General features: G+C 34.9%; 18 protein-coding genes. 12 read left to right on the top strand and 6 right to left on the bottom strand.

Annotated elements, in window-relative coordinates:
• Window positions 1-4,556, bottom strand: a 4,556-nt coding sequence (locus tag H5T45_01325; protein MBC7128358.1) for a right-handed parallel beta-helix repeat-containing protein, incomplete at its 3' end; no start/stop codon positions are given.
• A 156-nt stretch (window positions 4,557-4,712) separates the two neighbouring features.
• Here H5T45_01325 and H5T45_01320 point away from each other — a divergent pair.
• The 11 genes from H5T45_01320 to H5T45_01270 all read left to right on the top strand — a co-directional run bounded on the left by H5T45_01320 (window position 4,713) and on the right by H5T45_01270 (window position 15,097).
• Window positions 4,713-5,000, top strand: a complete 288-nt coding sequence (locus tag H5T45_01320; protein ID MBC7128357.1) for an MTH1187 family thiamine-binding protein — start codon at window positions 4,713-4,715, stop codon at window positions 4,998-5,000.
• On the top strand, window positions 4,997-5,947 hold the full coding sequence (locus H5T45_01315; GenBank protein MBC7128356.1) for a replication factor C small subunit: 951 nt from the start codon (window positions 4,997-4,999) through the stop codon (window positions 5,945-5,947). The genes H5T45_01320 and H5T45_01315 overlap by 4 nt, the downstream gene beginning before the upstream one ends.
• A complete protein-coding gene (locus tag H5T45_01310) occupies window positions 5,944-6,612 on the top strand; it encodes a hypothetical protein (GenBank protein ID MBC7128355.1) in 669 nt (222 codons plus the stop codon). The genes H5T45_01315 and H5T45_01310 overlap by 4 nt, the downstream gene beginning before the upstream one ends.
• Before the next feature lie 29 nt (window positions 6,613-6,641).
• Window positions 6,642-8,516, top strand: a complete 1,875-nt coding sequence (locus tag H5T45_01305) for a hypothetical protein (GenBank protein ID MBC7128354.1) — start codon at window positions 6,642-6,644, stop codon at window positions 8,514-8,516.
• Between the two features lie 29 nt (window positions 8,517-8,545).
• A complete protein-coding gene (locus H5T45_01300; protein MBC7128353.1) occupies window positions 8,546-8,842 on the top strand; it encodes a hypothetical protein in 297 nt (98 codons plus the stop codon).
• Window positions 8,843-8,955: 113 nt separating this feature from the next.
• On the top strand, window positions 8,956-10,584 hold the full coding sequence (locus tag H5T45_01295) for a HAMP domain-containing histidine kinase (GenBank protein MBC7128352.1): 1,629 nt from the start codon (window positions 8,956-8,958) through the stop codon (window positions 10,582-10,584).
• Window positions 10,581-11,621 (top strand): response regulator, encoded by a 1,041-nt coding sequence (locus tag H5T45_01290; protein ID MBC7128351.1) that lies wholly within the window; start codon window positions 10,581-10,583, stop codon window positions 11,619-11,621. The genes H5T45_01295 and H5T45_01290 overlap by 4 nt, the downstream gene beginning before the upstream one ends.
• Window positions 11,622-11,683: 62 nt before the next feature.
• A complete protein-coding gene (locus H5T45_01285; protein ID MBC7128350.1) occupies window positions 11,684-13,018 on the top strand; it encodes a hypothetical protein in 1,335 nt (444 codons plus the stop codon).
• Window positions 13,019-13,022: 4 nt separating this feature from the next.
• Window positions 13,023-14,003, top strand: a complete 981-nt coding sequence (locus tag H5T45_01280; protein MBC7128349.1) for a transglutaminase family protein — start codon at window positions 13,023-13,025, stop codon at window positions 14,001-14,003.
• Window positions 14,004-14,039: 36 nt separating this feature from the next.
• On the top strand, window positions 14,040-14,471 hold the full coding sequence (locus H5T45_01275) for a hypothetical protein (protein MBC7128348.1): 432 nt from the start codon (window positions 14,040-14,042) through the stop codon (window positions 14,469-14,471).
• Window positions 14,465-15,097, top strand: coding sequence for an MBL fold metallo-hydrolase (locus H5T45_01270; GenBank protein ID MBC7128347.1), 633 nt, complete (start codon window positions 14,465-14,467; stop codon window positions 15,095-15,097). Before H5T45_01275 ends, H5T45_01270 begins: the two co-directional genes overlap by 7 nt.
• Here H5T45_01270 and H5T45_01265 read toward each other — a convergent pair.
• Window positions 15,092-15,352: a hypothetical protein gene (locus H5T45_01265; GenBank protein ID MBC7128346.1), complete on the bottom strand. Its 261-nt coding sequence runs from the start codon at window positions 15,350-15,352 to the stop codon at window positions 15,092-15,094. The genes H5T45_01270 and H5T45_01265 overlap by 6 nt on opposite strands.
• Before the next feature lie 23 nt (window positions 15,353-15,375).
• A complete protein-coding gene (locus H5T45_01260) occupies window positions 15,376-15,954 on the bottom strand; it encodes a 50S ribosomal protein L15e (GenBank protein MBC7128345.1) in 579 nt (192 codons plus the stop codon).
• Between the two features lie 95 nt (window positions 15,955-16,049).
• On the opposite strand from H5T45_01260, the gene H5T45_01255 reads away from it, so the two are divergent.
• Window positions 16,050-16,409, top strand: a complete 360-nt coding sequence (locus H5T45_01255; GenBank protein MBC7128344.1) for a prefoldin subunit beta — start codon at window positions 16,050-16,052, stop codon at window positions 16,407-16,409.
• Here the strand turns inward: H5T45_01255 and H5T45_01250 are convergent.
• The 3 genes from H5T45_01250 to H5T45_01240 are packed head-to-tail and all read right to left on the bottom strand — an operon-like array spanning window position 16,399 to window position 19,459.
• Window positions 16,399-17,226 carry an MEMO1 family protein gene (locus H5T45_01250; protein MBC7128343.1) on the bottom strand — a complete coding sequence of 276 codons (828 nt, stop codon included), beginning with the start codon at window positions 17,224-17,226 and terminating at the stop codon, window positions 16,399-16,401. The genes H5T45_01255 and H5T45_01250 overlap by 11 nt on opposite strands.
• Window positions 17,227-17,255: 29 nt before the next feature.
• On the bottom strand, window positions 17,256-18,290 hold the full coding sequence (locus H5T45_01245) for a radical SAM protein (GenBank protein MBC7128342.1): 1,035 nt from the start codon (window positions 18,288-18,290) through the stop codon (window positions 17,256-17,258).
• The gene (locus tag H5T45_01240; GenBank protein ID MBC7128341.1) at window positions 18,287-19,459 is read right to left on the bottom strand and encodes a M20/M25/M40 family metallo-hydrolase; all 1,173 of its coding nucleotides are present in this window, start codon (window positions 19,457-19,459) and stop codon (window positions 18,287-18,289) included. The genes H5T45_01245 and H5T45_01240 overlap by 4 nt, the downstream gene beginning before the upstream one ends.
• Window positions 19,460-19,475 lie beyond the last annotated feature (16 nt).

Here is a 19,475-nt window from a genome sequence, read left to right as displayed (position 1 = left end):
GGCAATGGCTCATGATGACCAAGAAAATCATAGGCGACTGTATAGAATTGATAATAGCCAGAGCCATCTGGAGCAGTAAAGCTCCATTGCCATGGCTCGCTGTTTAATGTTCCCAAGCTTATCCAATCGCCAAATGTTGAGTTATATCTTGAAAATCTGTAATATAGAGTAATGCTTGCTATACCAACAGCACAATCTGGAAAATCATTGGCTGTTGCATTTATCGAAATTGGATATGTCTCATTTACAATCTGGCAATATGGAATAATTTCATCAACATCAGCAACTGGTGGAGTGTTATCAACATATACTGTTTGATTGTGATATGCAGTATTTCCTAAATCATCTATTGATGTTATATTTATCCAGTGCTCGCATTCTTCATCAATTGTAAATGAAATTGTTGCAACAATATCACCCCCTACAATTTCAATATCATCTAAATGAATATCATTTCCATAATCGCTTACTCCAAGGAAGCCAATGTATGCATTCTGCCCTCCTACATATGAAGATAAATCAACAGTATGCTGTTTCCATCCAGTTGAACCATCGTATCTATTAAATGTTGCTATATCATTCCATGATGTTCCATCCAATGAATATTGAATAACTACTCTATCAGGACTTCCTGGAAGGCCAGTATCATGATACATCCAGAAGGAGAGAGCAACATTTGGAGAAGATGTAAAGTCAATTTGCGGGGTATATAATCTTGTTGAACAGCCAGCAGATGCACTCCATGAATTGAACCTTGCCATATAGTTTCCACTATGCGGCGAAACACCAGATGGATGCTGGCCGACTGATATTTGATCCCAATCTCCTTGTGTTCCATATACATCTACTTCTGTCCAGCCAGGAGGTGGAACGCTTGTTTCAAATCCTTCATTAATTTCAATTCTATCTCCAGTAATATTGCTCCATTCATCATATATCTTCTGGCCAGTAGTTGCATTATATACCTCTACATGCAAATGCACTGAACCAACTGGACATAAGCCATCATCTGTTGAATTTACATAAATAATTGTATCGCTTGTTATCCATTGCTTTACCATTCCTGTAACTGTTACATTATCTATTTCATACCACAAACCCCAATAGGCATTTCCGTAATGCCATCTTATTATCACATTATTTCCAATATATGGTGTTAAATCAATTGTTACAAGCTCGCATGGAGAATGACTTGTAACCCAGTGTAATAAATTAATCCAGCTTGCTCCACCATTTATGCTTATATCAACATCAGCATAATCATTTCCAAAGTGACGATACGCTGCCATAAATTTCAATGTTGCTGAATCATAGCCAACTAAGCTAATTTGAGGTGTTCGGAGTTCAGTATCCATTGTCTTATCTGGGCCAAATGCATCGCTATCTGCATCAGCACAATAACCATATCCTCCCGCATAGTTTGGCCTGCCCCATTCATCATTTCTCCTCCATCTTCCGCCCGCATCAGCATTTTCTATTACTGTCCAGCCTGCTGGTGGGAATGCTCCCTCAAAGTATTCTTCAAATATTATTATTTCTTCAAATTCCTTTGTAATTGTTGGAGGAGTGTTATCAACATATACTGTTTGATTGTGATATGCAGTATTTCCTAAATCATCTATTGATGTTATGTTTATCCAGTGCTCGCATTCTTCAGGAATATTAAATGAAATTGTTGCTGTTCCACTTGTAACATTATGCCATTCATCAAGGATTTTTACTGGAGTTTCACCAGATGCATTATATACTTCTACATGCAAATGCACTGAGCCAACTGGACATAGGCCAGCATCATCATCTGTTGAATTTACCCAAATGGTTGTATCGCTTGTTATATGATTATTATATGTTGGTCCTTCAAATTCCTTTGTAATTGTTGGAGGAGTGTTATCAACATAATGGGTTTGATTATGAATTTCTTCTTCGTTTCCGAAGTTATCGATGCTGGCATATTCTATAATATGCTCGCATTCTTCATGGAAGTAAATTGGTCCAAAGCTAACATTCCAGGCATAATAGATATACCAATATACTCCATCTATTGCTGTTATATTTTCATTTCCGCAATAAGCATCGCTATAGCTATTTGGATGCCACCTTGCGCCATCTCCGGTGTCGCAATATATTCTATAGAGGGTTATATTTACTCCTGAGCCCTCATCAGTTGCATTTAGCCATATTGGAGTTTGAGAGGTTAGCCATTCATCATATTTTGGCTCTCCTATTTCTTTTGTTGTAGTTGGAGGAGTTATATCTTGCATTGGAGCAAAAATGCTAAATGAAGTTATATTTGCCCATACATAATTATTTGTCGTGTCTATTCCTTTGCTTTCATACCATTCATCTCTTTCCCATTCTCCGCTATTTTCATTATATTTAAGCATTTCAAACTTATCTTCATTTGTTTCATCTTCATAGTAAATTGATAAATTAACCCATGGGCTACCAGAGATTAAGCTTACATTCAGATATTTACCTATATTTTCCCATCCGCTTGGATCATCTGGTGGGCTTTCAACTCCTTTAACAGAAAAATCACCACTATAGGAAAGAATGCTTGCATTTGTTGGATAAGAAGAGAATTGATTGAAATAAAATTCATTCTCAGTCGATGAAAATACATATAAATCCCACTGCTGATTTGCTGAAAAATTGCAATAGGAAATGTTGCTGTAGTTGGAAGATTCTAGAACAATACCTTTCTCATTGTTATTGTGAACATCACAGGAAGTTACATTTGCTAAATGTGATACATTGAGATAGATTCCTGCGATGTTCTCATACACCTCACATCCTATTAAGTTAACATAATGAGAGGAATAAAGATAAATGCCATGTTGAGTATTCTCATATACAATGCAATTTGTTATGTTGTTGTTTGAAGAGGAATCGAGCCAGATACCATAATAATTATTGTAAGCACTGCAATTTGTTATGTTATTGCTTGATGAACTCGTAGTAAGAGCGATACCTGCTTGAGTATTCTCATAAGCACTGCAATTTGTGATGTTATTGCCTGAGCCATGCCAAAGATTGATACCTAGCCTATTGTTATAAAAACTGCAATTTATTACATTAGTTGGAGCGTAAGCAATTGCTATTCCGCTATCTACATTGTGATGAGATTCACAATTTATTACATTAGTATTTAAGGAAGTATCTTCTAAAAAAATGCCGTGCCCGCTGCTATTATAAACAGTGCAATTTATTATTTTGTTATCATGCGACCACTTCACATGAATACCAACGCTATTGTTATAAGCACTGCAATTTGTTATAGTGTTGTTGCTTGATGTGTGATTGATGTAAATGCCATTGCCGGTGTTGTGATGTACAATGCAATCTGTTATGTTATTGTGGGAGGAGGAATAAAGATAGATACCACGGGAGCTACTATTAACTTGAGTATTATTAACCCAGCTATTTATAACATTCTCAAAGGAAATTCCGTTATCTGTAAAATTATAAATTGTGCAATTATTTATTATTACATCTTGAACTGTAAATGAGCTATTATAAACCCTAATCCCAGTTGTGCCATTGTATATTGTGAAATTTTCAACAAGGGTATTGTTTGCTTCTATGCTTATTCCTATCCCGCCTTGAGCATCTATAACTGGGTCTCCAACCAATGAAATTTCTTTATTTATTACAATGTTTTCTTTATATGTTCCATCATGAACAATTACCTTTCCTCCTTCTCCAACAGCATTTATACCCTGTTGAATTGTGTTGAAGTGATCATATCCATAACCAAATGTTGAGCTATTATAATCATCATCTATCCATACCTTATTTTCTAAATCTATTGTCAGGGATGTTCCATTCTTCAATGTTATTGTAATTGTATCAATATATCCATCAAAGAGTTGATACCATCCAGAAGCGGTTTGGAATGAAATTGCCTTAACTGTTTCCAATCCATAATCTATATCTTGATCAAATCCATGGCTATAATTTTGCCCCCAGTTTATTATTCCTTCCTGTATTCTCTGCAAAGTTGGTTCTCCATAAAAGCCATATGTACCGCTTTTCCAGTGATCGCAGAATGTTAATTTATTTGCTCCATCATCTGTGCTCCATTTAACCCATGTATCTGCTGGGGCGCTGAGATTTTCTGAGAAATATGGCTCAGCATGTAGGGCATATCCATACCATCCATAATCATCGCTACCATCTGGCAGGGTGTAAATTACAAGATAGAAATTATGTGGATTGCTTCCATCGGTTGGCAATGGCTTATTTGTATAATATGAAATGCTCTGTATATCATCTATTGTAAAAACTCCCAAGTTATGCGTAACATCTGGTAAGCCACCCGCTCCGTCATACCAATATATGTATGTTTCAAATTTTCCTGGAGCGGTTGAGCCATTTACTTTCCAGCTTCCTTCCCCGCTATTAAACTTTTCACATGTTGCTATTGCATTTGCATTTGTTGCAAAAAGACCGCCAACTTCTATTGTTTCAATGCTCTGAGCATTTACTGGATTTGCAACTATTCCCATCACTAACCCAAACAAAACAAGCCCGCATATTATATATTTTCTTTTCATTTTTATCTGCCTCCTTTTTGATAAATAGTAATATCTTATATATATATAAACCTTGCGGAAGTGAGAGGGAATGCATCTTCTTTATATAAATTTTTCTTTTTTATTTTTACGAATTTCGCACATCAAAGTTTTTAAACTTTTCCTGCATTAAAATAGATGATTATTGCAGAATTTGCAATATTTCCAACATCTGAAGGTGTTTCAGTGAGCAAATATGTCAGGAGAGCAATAGAAGAAATAGAAAAAAGTGGGCTAAAACATGAAACTGGTGCAATGGCAACAACAATAGAAGCAAAAAATCTTGAAGAGCTATTTTCCGCAATTAAAAAAGCATATGAAGCAATTGTTGAAATGGGAGCGAGAAGAATACACATTGATTTAAGAATTGATAGCAGATTGGATAAAGAAGCAACAATTGAATCAAAAAAGAGGGCGGTAATATGATATGGACAGAAAAATACAGACCAAGCAAGCTTGATGAAATAGTGGGGCAGGAAAATGTTGTAAAAAGCTTAAAAGCTTATGTAGCAACTGGCAGTATCCCTCATCTGCTTTTTGCTGGCCCCGCGGGAACAGGAAAAACAACATGTGCAATTGCAATAGCAAAAGAATTGTATGGTGAGAAATGGAAGGAAAGCTTTGCAGAACTCAACGCAAGCGATGAGCGTGGTTTAGATGTGGTAAGAAACAGAATAAAAAACTTTGCAAGAACCGCTCCAATCGGCGACGCCCCCTTTAAGATAATTTTCCTCGATGAAGCAGATGCGCTCACGCCCGATGCGCAGGCCGCCCTGCGCCGCATCATGGAGAGATACACAGCTACTTGTAGATTTATTCTTTCATGCAATTATAGTAGCAAAATCATAGAACCAATTCAATCAAGATGTGTCGTTTTCAGATTTTCAACCATAAAGGCGGAGGATATGGAAAAATATGTGAGAAGAATAGCGGAAAAAGAAGGAATTAAAATTAAACCAGATGGAATGGCATCACTTATATATGTTGCAAATGGAGATATGAGGAAAGCAATAAATGTTCTACAGGTTGCTTCAAACATATCAGGGGAAATAGGTGCAGATGATATATACAAGGTTACATCTGCTTTAAGACCCGAAAATGCCCGCGAACTTTTGGAAATTGCTCTTATTAAAAAAGATTTTTTGATGGCAAGAGAGAAGCTCGATAAAATGCTAATCGAGGATGGTTTATCGGGTGAGGATATAATAAAGGGATTGCATTCCGCAGTTTTTGATCTTCCAATAAACGAGAGATTGAAAGCAGAAATAGTTGATAGAATTGGAGAAATAGAATTCAGAATTGTGGAAGGAAGCAATGAAAGAATTCAGCTTGAAGCATTAATTGCATATCTTATTTCAGTTTCAAGAAAATGAAACTAACAGATGATATTTTAAAGGAATTGGAAAAATATAAGAAATACTGGTGGAAGGATGATATAAATTATGAGGAGATAAAAAGAGATGCATTCAAGCTTCTAATTTTTACAATTCTCTCACAGAACACGTCTTCAGAAAATACAAGAAGAGCATTTATAAGCTTAAGCAAAAAATTTGATATTACTCCCTTCACCCTGGCAAATGCAGGAAAAGATGAGATTGCGGTTGCGATAAAGTGCGGTGGCCTGCACAAGGTGAAGGCGGGAAGGATAAGGGAGGCAGCGAGCTATATATGCAGGGAATGGAATGGAAATATGGGATGGGTTTATAATCTTATGAAGGAAAAATTGAGGGAAGAGCTTCTTAAAATACCTGGTGTGGGAGAAAAAACGACGGATGTTGTAGTTTCCTCAATACATGGATATGAAAATGCATTTGTAATTGATACACACATGAGAAGGATAGCAACAAGGCTTAAGCTCGTTGATGAAAAAGCTGGCTATAAAGAAATACAGGAAAGGTTGAGCAGTATTTTTCCTTGGGAAAAAATTGAAAATAAAGAAGAAGTTGTTGCTCTTTTCTGGCTGATGGCAAAATATACATGCAGTTCAAGAAAACCAAAATGCAATGAATGCCCATTGAAAAGCATTTGCAAGCGTTAATTTTTAATATTATTTATCCATTCCTAAACATGAGAAAGATAGTTGCATTGGCAATATTTGGGCTTTTTTTGATAAGCGCATCCCTTGCTGGATATAGAGATGTGCAGACAAAAACTTCTAATGCAATAGAGAAAACATTTTATTTCTCCGAGCCAGAAATTTCAGAGGATGGAAATTACATGATAGTTTCTGCAAATGGCATGAATTCATTTATGATGGAGGGCTATCCTGTTTTACCATACAAAACAGAAATACTTACTTTTCCAATTGGAACAAAAATAAATGTTGAGTTTTCCGCTGGAAAAATAAATAAAATAAAAATTGAAAATAAAGTAAAGCCATATCCTTTCTTTACAAAAGTTTTTACAACAGGAAAAATTCTAATTGAGGAAGGAGAAATATACAGCGAGGAAAGATTTCCAGAAAGTTTTGTTGATTATAGCTTACTCGCTGGCATTTATAATGGGCAGAGGTGCATAATTCTTTCAGTTTTCTTACAGCCATATATATATGATTTTAAGGAAAATTCAATAACATATACCGACAGGATAAACTTAAAAATATATCATGAAGAAAATCCCCTGCATGCAGAAACATCCACTTATGATTTCCTAATAATTTCACCAGATGCATGGCTGAGCGAGCTTGAAACATTGAAGCAGCATAAGGAAAGCAAGGGAATAAAAACAATAGCAGTGGGGCTGAATGAAATTTACAGCGGAAAATATTTCCCCTGCAATGGCAGGGATGATGCTGAAAAAGTGAAATATTTCATTAAAAATGCAATTGAGGAATGGGGAATAAAATATGTTATGCTTGTAGGAGGTAGGCAAGGAGGAATTTTCAATGAGAGATGGCTAATGCCAGTAAGATATACAAATTTAGACGATCGCTCTGGATGGGAAACTGGCTATTTAAGTGATTTATATTTTGCTGATATTTATAAATATGAAAATGGAAGCATTGTTTTTGAGGACTGGGACAGCAATGGAAATGGAATATTTGCTGAATGGAAGGGAATGAAAAAGGATAAACTTGATTTGGTGCCAGATGTTTATATTGGAAGGCTTGCATGCAGAAGCAAAATTGAGCTAAAAGTTGTAATTGACAAAATAATTAAATATGAATCTGAAAATCAGGCAAGCAAGGATTGGTTCAAAAAGATGGTAGTTGTTGCGGGTGATACATTTCCAGCAGAGGGCGACCCATATTTTGATGGCGAAGTAAGCACAGAAAAGGCACTTGAATACATGGCAGGATATGAAGGAATAAAGTTATACACATCAACAGGAACACTTCAAGACGCAAACGATATAATAAATGCGGTGAGCGGTGGATGTGGCTTTTTGAACTTTGAAGGGCACGGCAACCCGATGAGCTGGGCGACGCACCCGCCGCATGATGAAAGCACATGGATTGGAATAGATGTTACCCAGTTCCCGATGTTTTCTAACAAGGATATGTATCCAGTTTGTGTTATTGGTGGTTGCCACAACAGCCAGTTCAATGTAAGTGTGTTCAATTTGCTGAAGATTAAACAGCTTTACGAGACATATTATAAATCTGAGTGGAGCCCTGGATGCTTTGGAGAATGGATTGTAAGAAAAATAGATGGGGGGGCAATAGCAAGCATTGGTTGCACTGGGCTTGGCTATGGATATGTGGGCGATGGGAACAAGGATGGAATACCTGATTGCATACAGGGGCTTGGAGGATGGATTGACATAGAATTTTTCAGGCTTTATGGACAGGAAAATAAAAGAATTCTTGGAGAAATTCATTCAACAGCAATTGCAAACTATGTTGCAAATTTCCCTGTTATGAAAGATGAGATTGACTGCAAAACAGTGCAGGAATGGGTTTTGCTTGGCGACCCCACACTGAAAATAGGAGGATATAGCTAATTTTTTAAACCTCTTTCTTTTTTTTTATTATGTTTCAATTAATAATTGGAGCTATAACTTTAATTTCCCTTATATTGCCCATTTTTTCCTATAATTATTTCATCAAAATAATGAAACTGATTAAAATAAGAGTTGGAAATTTAATTTTTATAGCATGCATAATTCTCCTCATTGCCTATATTTTCTTTCTTCTCCCATGGATTTTTGTTGGTGGGGACATATATGAGATAAGATTGCTTTCCTATTCCCTCATATCTATTGCCCTATTTATTCTTCTTTATGCTGTAATAAAAATTTATTTTACATGGAGGGGGCTTAAAATATGATTATTTTTCTAAATATTCTAAATCTTTTTCTTTCCTTAATCATTATATCCTTCGCTATAAAAATATATATAACCTACAGAAAAAAATATTTAAAATTTTTTATACTATCAATCTTGCTTATTCCATTAATTTTTATCTATTCCATGATTGAATTCATCCGCTCCTTGCCTATTGAATGGATAATCATATATCCTTCCTTCATGATAATTGTAGAACTAACAATAATAGCGGGGCAGAAAATTTTAATTTCTTCAATAAAAAGCGAAAAGGAGGAAGAATATAAAATATTGCTAAGGGAAGATGTGGCATTGCTAAGAGCTTTTCAGAAATTATCAAATTATCTTATAAGCAAGATATCTCCCCTTTTAGGAATAGATAGCATAAAAAATATTTTGGAAGAAACAACAAATTTATATCCTTCTCTTACAGGATGTTATATAGGAATAGATGATAATCTGCAGACAAAAGCAATTGAGGAAAGTATTGATAGGATAGAAAAAGAAAATATGGCTGAAGGATTTTTATATTTAATAACAAAACTCATTGAGATATATTCTGCTTTTGTTCCTTATGAAGAAATAATTGAAGAGATAGGAAAAGAAATGGAAAAGATAGACAGGAAAATAATTAGATGGTTTATTCCTTTTGCATTCTTCAAGCTTGTTTTTGAACCCATGATAAGAGATTGTAATTCAGATGAAATAAAGGAAATAAGAATTTCTACGGATGTTGAAGGAATTAAAATAAATAAAAAGGGAGAGATAAACTTTCATAAGATATATTCATTTACTGAAGAAGAAAGAGAGGAAAAATATATGGATTTCTTGAATAAATGCTATCCTATATTTCTTAAATTTTATGGAAAAAATGCCCCCAAAAAATTAACAGAAAATTTTAGGAGATTGCCAAGCAATATAAAAGAAGAATTGTATAAATATGATTTTATAAAGAAGCTCCCTGAAGGGGTTCTTGAAGAAGAAAAAATAACTTTTATCAGCAGAGAAAAATCTCTGGAAGAGTTAATTGAAAGGCAGAGAAAACTTGAGGAGGCATACAAAAGGCTTGCGGAGGCAAAGCTTGACAGAATGAAATCAACTTTTGTTGATACAATAGCACATGAATTAAAAACTCCTCTGACAGCAATAAAAACATACAATGATTTACTCAGAAAAGAAAAGCTCGGGAAATTAACAAAATCGCAGAAGGAAAGCCTTGAAAAAATGGCAAAGAATATAGAGCGTTTAATAAAGCTAATAGACGATATGCTTCACATTCCTTCTGTGGATATGCAGGATTTGGAGTTGAGAAAAGAAAAATTTTATTTTAAAGATGTTATTGAAAATATATTTAACGAGCTTGATGAAACAATAAAAGATAAAAATCAGAAAATTCATATAGATATAGAAAATAGGCTACATGCAAAGGGTGATAAAAAATTGATTGAAAAAGCAATAAAAAATGTAATTTCAAATGCAATAAAATACACTCCAAGCAATGGCTCTATACGGGTTAAAGGTTTCAGAGAAGGAAACTCTGCCCATCTGATAATAGAGGATACAGGTCCTGGCATACCCAATGACGAGATAGAAAAAATTTTCGAGCCATTCTATAGGGGCAAGGACGGCGGCGCGGGGCTGGGGCTGGCAATAACAAAAAATATCATTGCGGCGCATGAGGGAAGGATATGGGCGGAGAGCAAGCGGAAGGGGGCGAGATTTCATATAGTTATGAGGTGCACATGATAAAGGAGATACTTTTTGTTGATGATGATGAGGAAATTCTTGAAGCAGCGAGGACATCTCTTGAAGTATATGGGTATAGGGTTATTACCGCCAAAAGCGGGAAGGAGTGTCTGGAAAAAATTGAAAGAGCTGATATTGTTTTTCTTGATATAAAAATGCCAGGTATGAACGGGATTGAAACGCTTAAGGAGATTAAAAAAAGGAAGCCATTTTTGCCTGTGATAATGATAACTGCATATGCAACTGTTGATACCGCCATAGAGGCAATGAAAGAAGGGGCAAGTGATTATATAAGGAAGCCATTTGATTTTGAGGAACTTGAAAAAAGCATACTGGCAGCAATAGAGGATATAAAATTTAAAAAATTTGAGGAATTTTATGAAGAAAATTATCTTGATATATTTCTAAAGATGACTAAAGAAAGAAAGGGAATATGCATTACAAGGGAATTTGATGTTCTGAAAGATGCAAAAAATATAAAGATTATCCCTCTTGAAAGGGAATTGAAACCAAGAAAGATAGAGGAAATTAAGAGGGAAATAGAGGAAAATATAGAAGAAGGGAATGTTATTCTTCTTATGAACCTTGAATATATTTTAAATAATAACAATTTTATTGCTACAAGGGAATTTCTTGACTGGCTGAATAAAAAAAGTGCTTCAAAAAATTCAAAACTTATAATATCTGCAAATTTTGAAAAGATAAATGCAAAGGAAAGGCAAATTTTACAGGATTTGATAGTAGATGTTCATCTGGGAATATTCTCGGAATCCATATCAAGTTATATAAGGAGGAAAATAATAAGTTTGCTTTCAGACGGAGGAAGCTATCCATTTACAAAAATAGCTCAGGAAATAGGGATAGATGATAACCCAAAGCTCAGTTTTCATCTTAAAAAATTAAAAGATGATGGTGTTTTGGAGCAAGATGATGAGAAAAGATACAGATTATCAAAAATTGGAAAGGAAATAGCAGAATTTTTGAAAAATATGAAAGAAAATAAGATGAAAAGACCTTTCTGGATGTCATTTAAATAGAATTTAATTTTGATAAATCTTTATTTAAATAAAAATTATATTTGCTAAGCCATTAAAAAAATATGTATCTGATGGAAAATCTGAAAAAAGAGTTTTATCTGCCAGAAGAAAAGTGGGCAGGGGTTGATGAAATAATTTTTGGGCTCGATGACTATTTTCTTTATGATGACAAAAAAATAAATAAAGTGAGGATGGAGGCAATAAAAGATGCTTTCAAACATCATTATTCAAATAATCTTTTTTATCAGAGATACTGCAAGGAAAACAATGTAAAGCCAGAAGATATAAAAAATGAAAAAGATATAGATAAAATTCCTCTATTGCCAGATAAATTTTTCAAGGATTATCCTTCAGAAAATCCAAAGGACTTATATGAATGGCTATATAGGGTTTGCTCTGTTGATATAGGAAAATTTGATTTTAATGGAAAATCTTTGCAGGATTTCTTAACATGGGCTGAAGAAAAACTCAATGGTGTAGTAACACATTCCTCGGGCACATCAGGAAAATTCAGTTTTATGTTCAGAGATGATTTAACAACAAAAAGAATGTTTTATTCAGCCGACAAAATGCTCCTTTTCTCAATAGAAAAGCCGAGAGATAACGCTCAATTTGTTTATCCTGGCCCTATAAAAACACATCTTACAATGGGAAGATGGATTTCAGAAGGAACAAAAATTTTTAATGAAAAAGACAGACATTTTTTAACGGATAGAGCATTAACGATTGATATAGTTAGAATAATGTCAGGGCAGATAAATGGAATAGGAGATAAATTCAAGTTAATTTTGATAAAAAAGGCGATGCAAAAAGGACAATTAAAGTTATTAAATTTGCTCAAGGAAATTGAAAAAGAAAGAAAGCAGGTTTATATTCTAACTTTTCCATATCAATTAAATGATTTAATGAACCTTATGGAAGAAGAGGGATTTTACCTAAATCTTACAAAAGATTCAGTTATTATAACTGGGGGAGGATGGAAAATATATGAAAACAAAAAGGTTTCATCTGAAGAATTTGCAAAAAGAATAGAAGAATTTTTTGGAATAGATATAAACAATTATAGAGATATTTATGGAATGTCAGAAATGAACGGGCTGGCTATAGAATGCGAGGAAAGATACAAGCATATTCCCCCATGGATTTATCCATTAATAATTGATGAAAATAACGAAATCAGTAATTGTGGAGAAGGAAGATTTGCTTTCCTTGATCCAGCATCTAATAGCTATCCTGGCTTTATAATTACAGGAGATAAGCTAAAGGTGCTTGAAAGCTGTCCGGAGTGCGGAAGAAGTGGATTTGTTATAGAGGGGGAGGTAACAAGAATGAAGGGGGAAGAAAGCAAGGGCTGCGGAAACTTAATGAGGGAGATAATGGCTGGAGAGATGAGGTGATTTTATGGATATTACAGATAGAGGAGACTTTATTCCTTTGCCTCTTTTAAAGAATTTTATAAAAACATCATTGCCTCTACTATATGTAATTGCAAGAAATCCGAAAGCGCTGGCAAGAAATGCAAGAGCATGGAAAAAAAGGATTTATAATTCGCGCAAACCATGGGCTCATCTTGATGATGAAAGCATGTATGACAGCACAAAAATTTTAAGAGAAGAAGATTTCAAGGATTTACCTCCTATAAGTGACGAAAAATATCTCCGCCCTACAAGATTATGTGAATGCGATGCCCCAGAAATAAGGGCATTTGCAAAAAAACTTGGTGCATACGAAAAAGAGCCTTATGAATATGCAAAGTCAATATTCTATTTTGTAAAAAATGAGAAATATCTCGTCTTCAAGCCTATGGTTGGGGCTTTAGGAGTGCTTAAAAGCAAGGGAGGCGTATGCCTTGATCAAATGAATTTGCTGATAGCGCTCGCAAGGGCGGGCGGAATTAAGGCGAGATATCGCCTTTATGCGCTTGCACCAACGCAGGAGCTTTTTGATTTAATGATAAAAGATGACCCCATAATAAGGGAAACCTATGAAATGCTGGGTTTTCTTGATTCGCTGCATGGATGTGCCGAGCTTTATATAGATGGAGAATGGGTTCAGCTTGACCCAACATTTTCAGATGCACTGGAAGCAGGAATGGGTCTCAGAATTAGTGAATTTGGGGAAGAACCAGAATGGAGGATAAGAGTTCCAGAGAGAGATATAATTTTTGAAGGATTTCCAGTATTTTTTAAAAATCTTCTCGTAGCAATGGCACTCATTTTAAGGGATACTGTTGACAGGGTAAATAAAAAACTCGATGAAATAAGGGATGAAGGAAGGAAGGTAATTGAAGAAATTGGGAAGGAAAAATATAATAAAGGGAGAAAAAAAGTTAAAATAGAAGTTCCAAGCATTGAGGAGGTAAAAGCTTTTAGAAACGGATAACAACATATTTTTATATTAAATTTTGATTATGAATAAATGGACCTGAAAAATATAAAGGGTATAGGGATTGTCTATGAAAAAAAATTGAGGGAGGCTGGAATTAAAAGTGTTGAAGAACTTATTTTTGCAGATACCGAATCATTGAGTTTAACTACAGATATAAGCAAATCAAAAATTGAAAAATGGAAGGAAGAAGCAAGGAAAATAGTTGAATATAGGGAAGCGGAAGTAATTGAAGACCTTTCAAAAAATTCTTTTATTGAAATAGAGGAAGGGAAGGCAAAAGTTAAAATAATGGAAATATGGCATGAAGCAGGCGTATTTAATGACAAAAACTCAGCGGAAAAAGAAGAGATTGCTGTCTTAATGGGAGATAGACCAAAGCTATGGTTTGGAAAAAAATGGCATGAAAATATTCCTTACAAAAAGAAGGGACTTTTCGAATTTTTTAGGAGGAAAAAATGTTGAGAATAAGATGGTATGGCCACTCCTGTTTTTCAATCTCAAATGGAAAAACAATAGTTTTTGATCCTCATGACGGCGTATCGATTGGCATCCCGCCGCCGAGAATTAAGGGTGATATAATCCTTATCACACATGAACACTTTGACCACAATCAGGCAAAAGTTGTTGAAAAGGAAGGAAGTATTGTTTTAAAAAATGGTAAAAAAGTAGATGGAATAGAAATTGAAACTTTTTCATCATATCATGATAGGGAGAAGGGGAGAAAAAGAGGAGAAATTACAGTTTTCAAAATTAAATATGAAGAAATAACACTCTGTCATCTTGGGGATATAGGGGAAGTAGATGAAAAATTAATAAAGGAAATAGGTAATATAGATATTCTTTTTATTCCAGTTGGTGGAACATTCACATTAAATGCAAAAGAAGCCATGGAGATGTGCAAAAAAATAAAACCAAAGGTTGTTATTCCAATGCACTACAAGATAGAGGGACTTTCACTCCCAATTGATAGATTGGATAAATTTCTTGATATGGCGGAGGACATGGAAATACTATATGTAGCAAATGAAGTAGAATTAACCCAGGAAGATTTACCCGAGAATACAGAAATATGGGTATTTTCACTATAATTTATCAACCTCCTCCTCTATTTGTGAAAAATATTCTTCATCAATTAAAATTTTTATTATGTCTTTTTCATGCTTTTTACTATCTTCCTTAGTAATTTCATCTACTCTTTTTTCTATTTCCTCTATATCTATTTTTTCAATAATTTCATCTTTTCCTCTGAATAAAAGTTTTATTCCACAATAGGGGCATTTTCCAGTTATTTCATCCCTCACTATAAATTCTCCCCTGCAATTTGGACAGACAGCTATTGGCATGAAAATATATTGAAATTTATTATTTATTCTTTCCTTTTATTTGCCCTCACGCTCGGGCGAACTTTTTCTGCTCCCTTGCCTCTTTTTCTTAAACCCCTTCCTTTCTTCCCCGCAGATGTTTTCCCTCTGAAGGCGCGTCCTCTCTCATCACAAATCCAGTTTATCTTATTATCACTTTTTATAACGGGATGACTTCTATCTACCAATATTACTTCATAATAATGATATTTTCCATCTTTCCCCACCCAATAAGAATTTAAAACTTCCATATTTGGATATTTCCTCGCTACTCTTTCCTCCGCTATTCTTTTTATCGATTTCTTAGGAGTTATCTTATTAACACCCATTTTTGATGGTTTTCTTCCTTTATTTGGTCTTTCTTTCCTTCTTCCACCAGCCCTCACCCTCGCCCTCACAACCACGAAGCCCTGTTTCGCCTTATAGCCGAGAGATTTTGCTCTATCCAAGCGTAAAGGTGAGGCAACTCTTACAATCGCCCCCTGCTTTCTCCATTCTATCAGGCGATGCCACTGAGGGCTATTATAAGATGTGTCAGGTTTTTTCCATGCTTCTCTTAAATAATGATACATTCCTTTAGCCATCTGAAATGAAAATAAAAGCAATATATAATATTTTGCTTGTTTTTAATCAGTCATTCAAAACCAAGAATTTAAATAACTAAATTAGATAGCAATCTATGGCAACAAAATTTGAAGATTTACCTCCGCAAGTGCAGAATCAACTGAGGCAATTGCAACAACTCCAGCAACAGATGGAATTGCTTTTACAGCAGAAATTGCAGGTTGAAATAAGGTTAAGAGATGCAAAAGATGCTCTCGAAGAACTTAATAAACTGGAGGAAAATGCTGATGTATATAAAGGAGTGGGAAATTTAATAGTAAAATCCGAAAAAAGCAAGCTGATTAAGGAATTGCAGGAGGAAAAAGAAAACTTGGAGATAAGAAAAAAGACAATGGAAAGCCAGGAAAACAGGCTGAAGGAAAGGATAAATGAGCTTCAATCAAAAATTCAGGAAGCCCTCAAACCTACTCAATAACAATCGCTGAATATCCAACGCAATATGTGCCCGGCTCAACATCGTATGAAGTGGCATATTTCAGAAGTTTTGCATTTTTCGCCCCCCTTTTTTTCACCGCCTCCAGCATCGCCGCCACCGCGCCGTAGCCACACATGGTTATGTCATTTTCCTCAACCTTTTCAATCAATCTTTTTGCATCCATCCTTAGGATTTCATCTATTGCAATTCTATCCATCCTCCTTACTTCTTCTATATCTTCCCTGCTAGGAAATTTTGAAAAACTAACATGAGAGAAATCTGAACTTGCGATTATTAAAGCATCTTCCTCACTTATTATTTCTCCCACTTCCCTTGCAGTTTCGTAATCCTGCATTGCAAAGCATATTGGAATAAATTTGAATTCTCCTAAAAATTGAAGGAAAGGAATTTGAACTTCTATTGAATGCTCATATGTATGGGCAATTTCATCCTCGCATATTATTCCCTTAGCCAGCTTTTTTGCATTTTCGTCTATAAAAACTTTTCCTAAGGGAGTAAGCCATGAGCCATGTGTTGATATTGCAACTGGTGAGCCATATCCATAGTGATTTGGTCCCATAATTATAAATCTATCTGGAAAACCATCTTTTGCGATTGCATGATAAACATGTGCGGCGACATATCCAGAATATATATAGCCAGCATGAGGAACAACAACTCCTTTTATTTTTCCCCTGCCTTCCTTAACTTCAGGAATTTCTCCTGGTCCTTTTAAAAAACATTCCTTTATTTCATTAATAAGTTCTTCCTTATTCTTTTCATAAAATGAACCGGCAACAACAGCTTTTCTTTCCATGAAAATAATCATAAAGCATTAAAAAAACTTTACCATAATAAATGTTCATTTCCTATATTCACTCTTTTCAAATATTTTTTCGCTACATTATAGCATTCCATAGCGAGTTTTCTTGTTGTAAATGGCATATCGAGCATTTTGAAATCTGGATGAAAGGCAAGAAGTGAGTAGGGTATATCTGGATTTAGAGATGAAATGAATTTTGCAATTTTCTCAACTTCCTGCGCATCTATATAACCAGGAATAAGGAGAGTTGTTGCGGTTAAAATATCTCTATCAAATTCATTTGCTATCATCTCAAAATTTTCAAGTGTTCTTTTATTTGATACACCAGTAAGAGCGATATTTAAATTTTCATCAAATGCTTTTAGATCAAACTTTACTGTTCCATTTGTAGCATATGAAAATTCAGCAGCCTTTCTTACTAAATTCTTATTTGCAGAGCCATTCCATTCCCAGCATATCCTTGCCTTGCATTCTTCAACTATTCTTTTATTGGCCTTCAAAAAAAGTGGCAAATTTGGCTCAGGTGAGCCACCAAAATAGCATATGCAATTTGCATGTCTTGCCTTCTCCAGCAAAATTTTTTCATCTATTTTTTCACCTCCATCAACAAATTTATGCTCCCAGTTCTGGCAGAAAATGCAGTTGAATGAGCATCCAAAGGAAAATACAGCTAAATTATATCCTTTTTCCCTGCTCCCCTCGCAGAACCAGCCCGCACAGCAATTTGTTGGAAGTGGGTCATAATAAGTAAAAGCAATTACCTGCGCAACAATTTTTCCGCCAGAGTTTTTTCTTATTCCACAATATCCAGTTTTTCCTTCCGCCAGCCTGCATTCATTTGCGCATATCCCGCATACCAACCCATTCTCATCCCTTGGTGGCAATGCGGGCAGGCGGAAATCGCCCCTTATTTTTTTATGGGCATCCATCGCTATTTTAACCGCTTCATCTGGCTTATTTCTTATACAGGAAAGACATATTTTTAGGGTGGATGAAATTTCCTCACTTATTTTGTTGCATAGAACACATTTCTCCTTTCTACCTTCTTTGCCTATCATGCGAAACATATTACACTTATTTCGCTCTCATCAAATTCAGTGTCTGAATAAGCAAAAATCCTTATTTTATGTTTCAAGAATGCAAATGTCTTGTATGTAAATCTGTAAGGCTCTTCATAAACCGTTCCATAAAATCTTTTATCGAGATAGAAATCAACTTTCTCAATTTCTTTTATCGCTATTATCTCAGCAGCAGATGTTATCTTACCAATCAAAATTGTAGCGTGGGTATAAAGTTCAATTATTTTTCTACCAGCAAAATATACGCTTCCAAGCTCAGGCTCAGTTATTCTAACCATCACATTTACTTCTTTATCTGCAATTGTTGCAAGAGTTGCGATTGCTAACCTACAAACTTTTGTCATATATGTTATATTGATGTAATCAATTTTATCCTCAGAAGTGTGATAATTTGGATTAAATTCATATTCAAGGAAAAATACTCCTTCGTAACCATAATTATAAAAAGATTTATGGTCACTTCCTGTGTAATCATGCCTGCTGATTTCAAGGTCAATCTTATTTTTATAATCTTTTGCTATCTGCTCTGCTATACCAATAATCCAAAGAGATGCATCATTTGAAGATATTCTTACCTTTTTCCCTTCATTAACTGCATAACCAACTCCATCAAGCTGAATATCCGCTATTATTTTCTCCCCTCTTCTATAAGAATCTCTTGCAAAATATTCACTTCCATATAACCCCTGCTCCTCTCCAGAAAAAGCAACAAATTTTATGGTATGCAGAAAGTTATATTTTGATAAAATTTTTGCGGCAGTTAAAACCATAGCCACGCCAGATGAATCATCATCCGCTCCTGGAGAAACTTCAACTGTGTCATAGTGGGCGGAGATTATAACAATAAAATCTGTTTTTCCCTCCATTGTTGCTACAACATTTTTCCCGCTAATACCATTTCTCTCCCAGTGCTGGTACCCCACCGCCAGCCCGTCTTTTTCAAACTCATTAAATATAAAATCTGCCACCGCATTGCATGCGTCACTGCCAGTTGGATGAGGGCCAAAGCTTTGCAGGCTTTCTTCATAAAAAAGAAGCGTTTCCTCATTTATGGAATCTATTATTTCCAATACTTTTGATTGACTTTCTCCCGCTAAAAAATGCACAGGCAACATCAGAAATGCTATTAAAATTGCAATTTTTTTCATGCTGTTAATTTTTCTC

The sequence above is a fragment of the Thermoplasmatales archaeon genome, assembly GCA_014361245.1.
GTDB lineage: Archaea > Thermoplasmatota > E2 > UBA202 > JdFR-43 > JACIWB01.
Note: the sequence above shows the minus strand (reverse complement) of the source record. Positions and strands in the feature narration are given on the sequence as shown.

Excerpts from the sequence above, each read along its gene's own strand:
- H5T45_01315 (MBC7128356.1), top strand. The coding sequence starts at position 4,997 with ATGATATGGACAGAAAAATACAGACCAAGCAAGCTTGATGAAATAGTG.
- H5T45_01245 (MBC7128342.1), bottom strand. The coding sequence starts at position 18,290 with ATGATAGGCAAAGAAGGTAGAAAGGAGAAATGTGTTCTATGCAACAAA.
- H5T45_01275 (MBC7128348.1), top strand. The coding sequence starts at position 14,040 with ATGGACCTGAAAAATATAAAGGGTATAGGGATTGTCTATGAAAAAAAA.
- H5T45_01265 (MBC7128346.1), bottom strand. The coding sequence starts at position 15,352 with ATGCCAATAGCTGTCTGTCCAAATTGCAGGGGAGAATTTATAGTGAGG.
- H5T45_01270 (MBC7128347.1), top strand. The coding sequence starts at position 14,465 with ATGTTGAGAATAAGATGGTATGGCCACTCCTGTTTTTCAATCTCAAAT.
- H5T45_01285 (MBC7128350.1), top strand. The coding sequence starts at position 11,684 with ATGTATCTGATGGAAAATCTGAAAAAAGAGTTTTATCTGCCAGAAGAA.
- H5T45_01250 (MBC7128343.1), bottom strand. The coding sequence starts at position 17,226 with ATGGAAAGAAAAGCTGTTGTTGCCGGTTCATTTTATGAAAAGAATAAG.
- H5T45_01320 (MBC7128357.1), top strand. The coding sequence starts at position 4,713 with ATGATTATTGCAGAATTTGCAATATTTCCAACATCTGAAGGTGTTTCA.
- H5T45_01280 (MBC7128349.1), top strand. The coding sequence starts at position 13,023 with ATGGATATTACAGATAGAGGAGACTTTATTCCTTTGCCTCTTTTAAAG.
- H5T45_01290 (MBC7128351.1), top strand. The coding sequence starts at position 10,581 with ATGATAAAGGAGATACTTTTTGTTGATGATGATGAGGAAATTCTTGAA.
- H5T45_01260 (MBC7128345.1), bottom strand. The coding sequence starts at position 15,954 with ATGGCTAAAGGAATGTATCATTATTTAAGAGAAGCATGGAAAAAACCT.
- H5T45_01300 (MBC7128353.1), top strand. The coding sequence starts at position 8,546 with ATGTTTCAATTAATAATTGGAGCTATAACTTTAATTTCCCTTATATTG.
- H5T45_01240 (MBC7128341.1), bottom strand. The coding sequence starts at position 19,459 with ATGAAAAAAATTGCAATTTTAATAGCATTTCTGATGTTGCCTGTGCAT.
- H5T45_01255 (MBC7128344.1), top strand. The coding sequence starts at position 16,050 with ATGGCAACAAAATTTGAAGATTTACCTCCGCAAGTGCAGAATCAACTG.
- H5T45_01310 (MBC7128355.1), top strand. The coding sequence starts at position 5,944 with ATGAAACTAACAGATGATATTTTAAAGGAATTGGAAAAATATAAGAAA.
- H5T45_01305 (MBC7128354.1), top strand. The coding sequence starts at position 6,642 with ATGAGAAAGATAGTTGCATTGGCAATATTTGGGCTTTTTTTGATAAGC.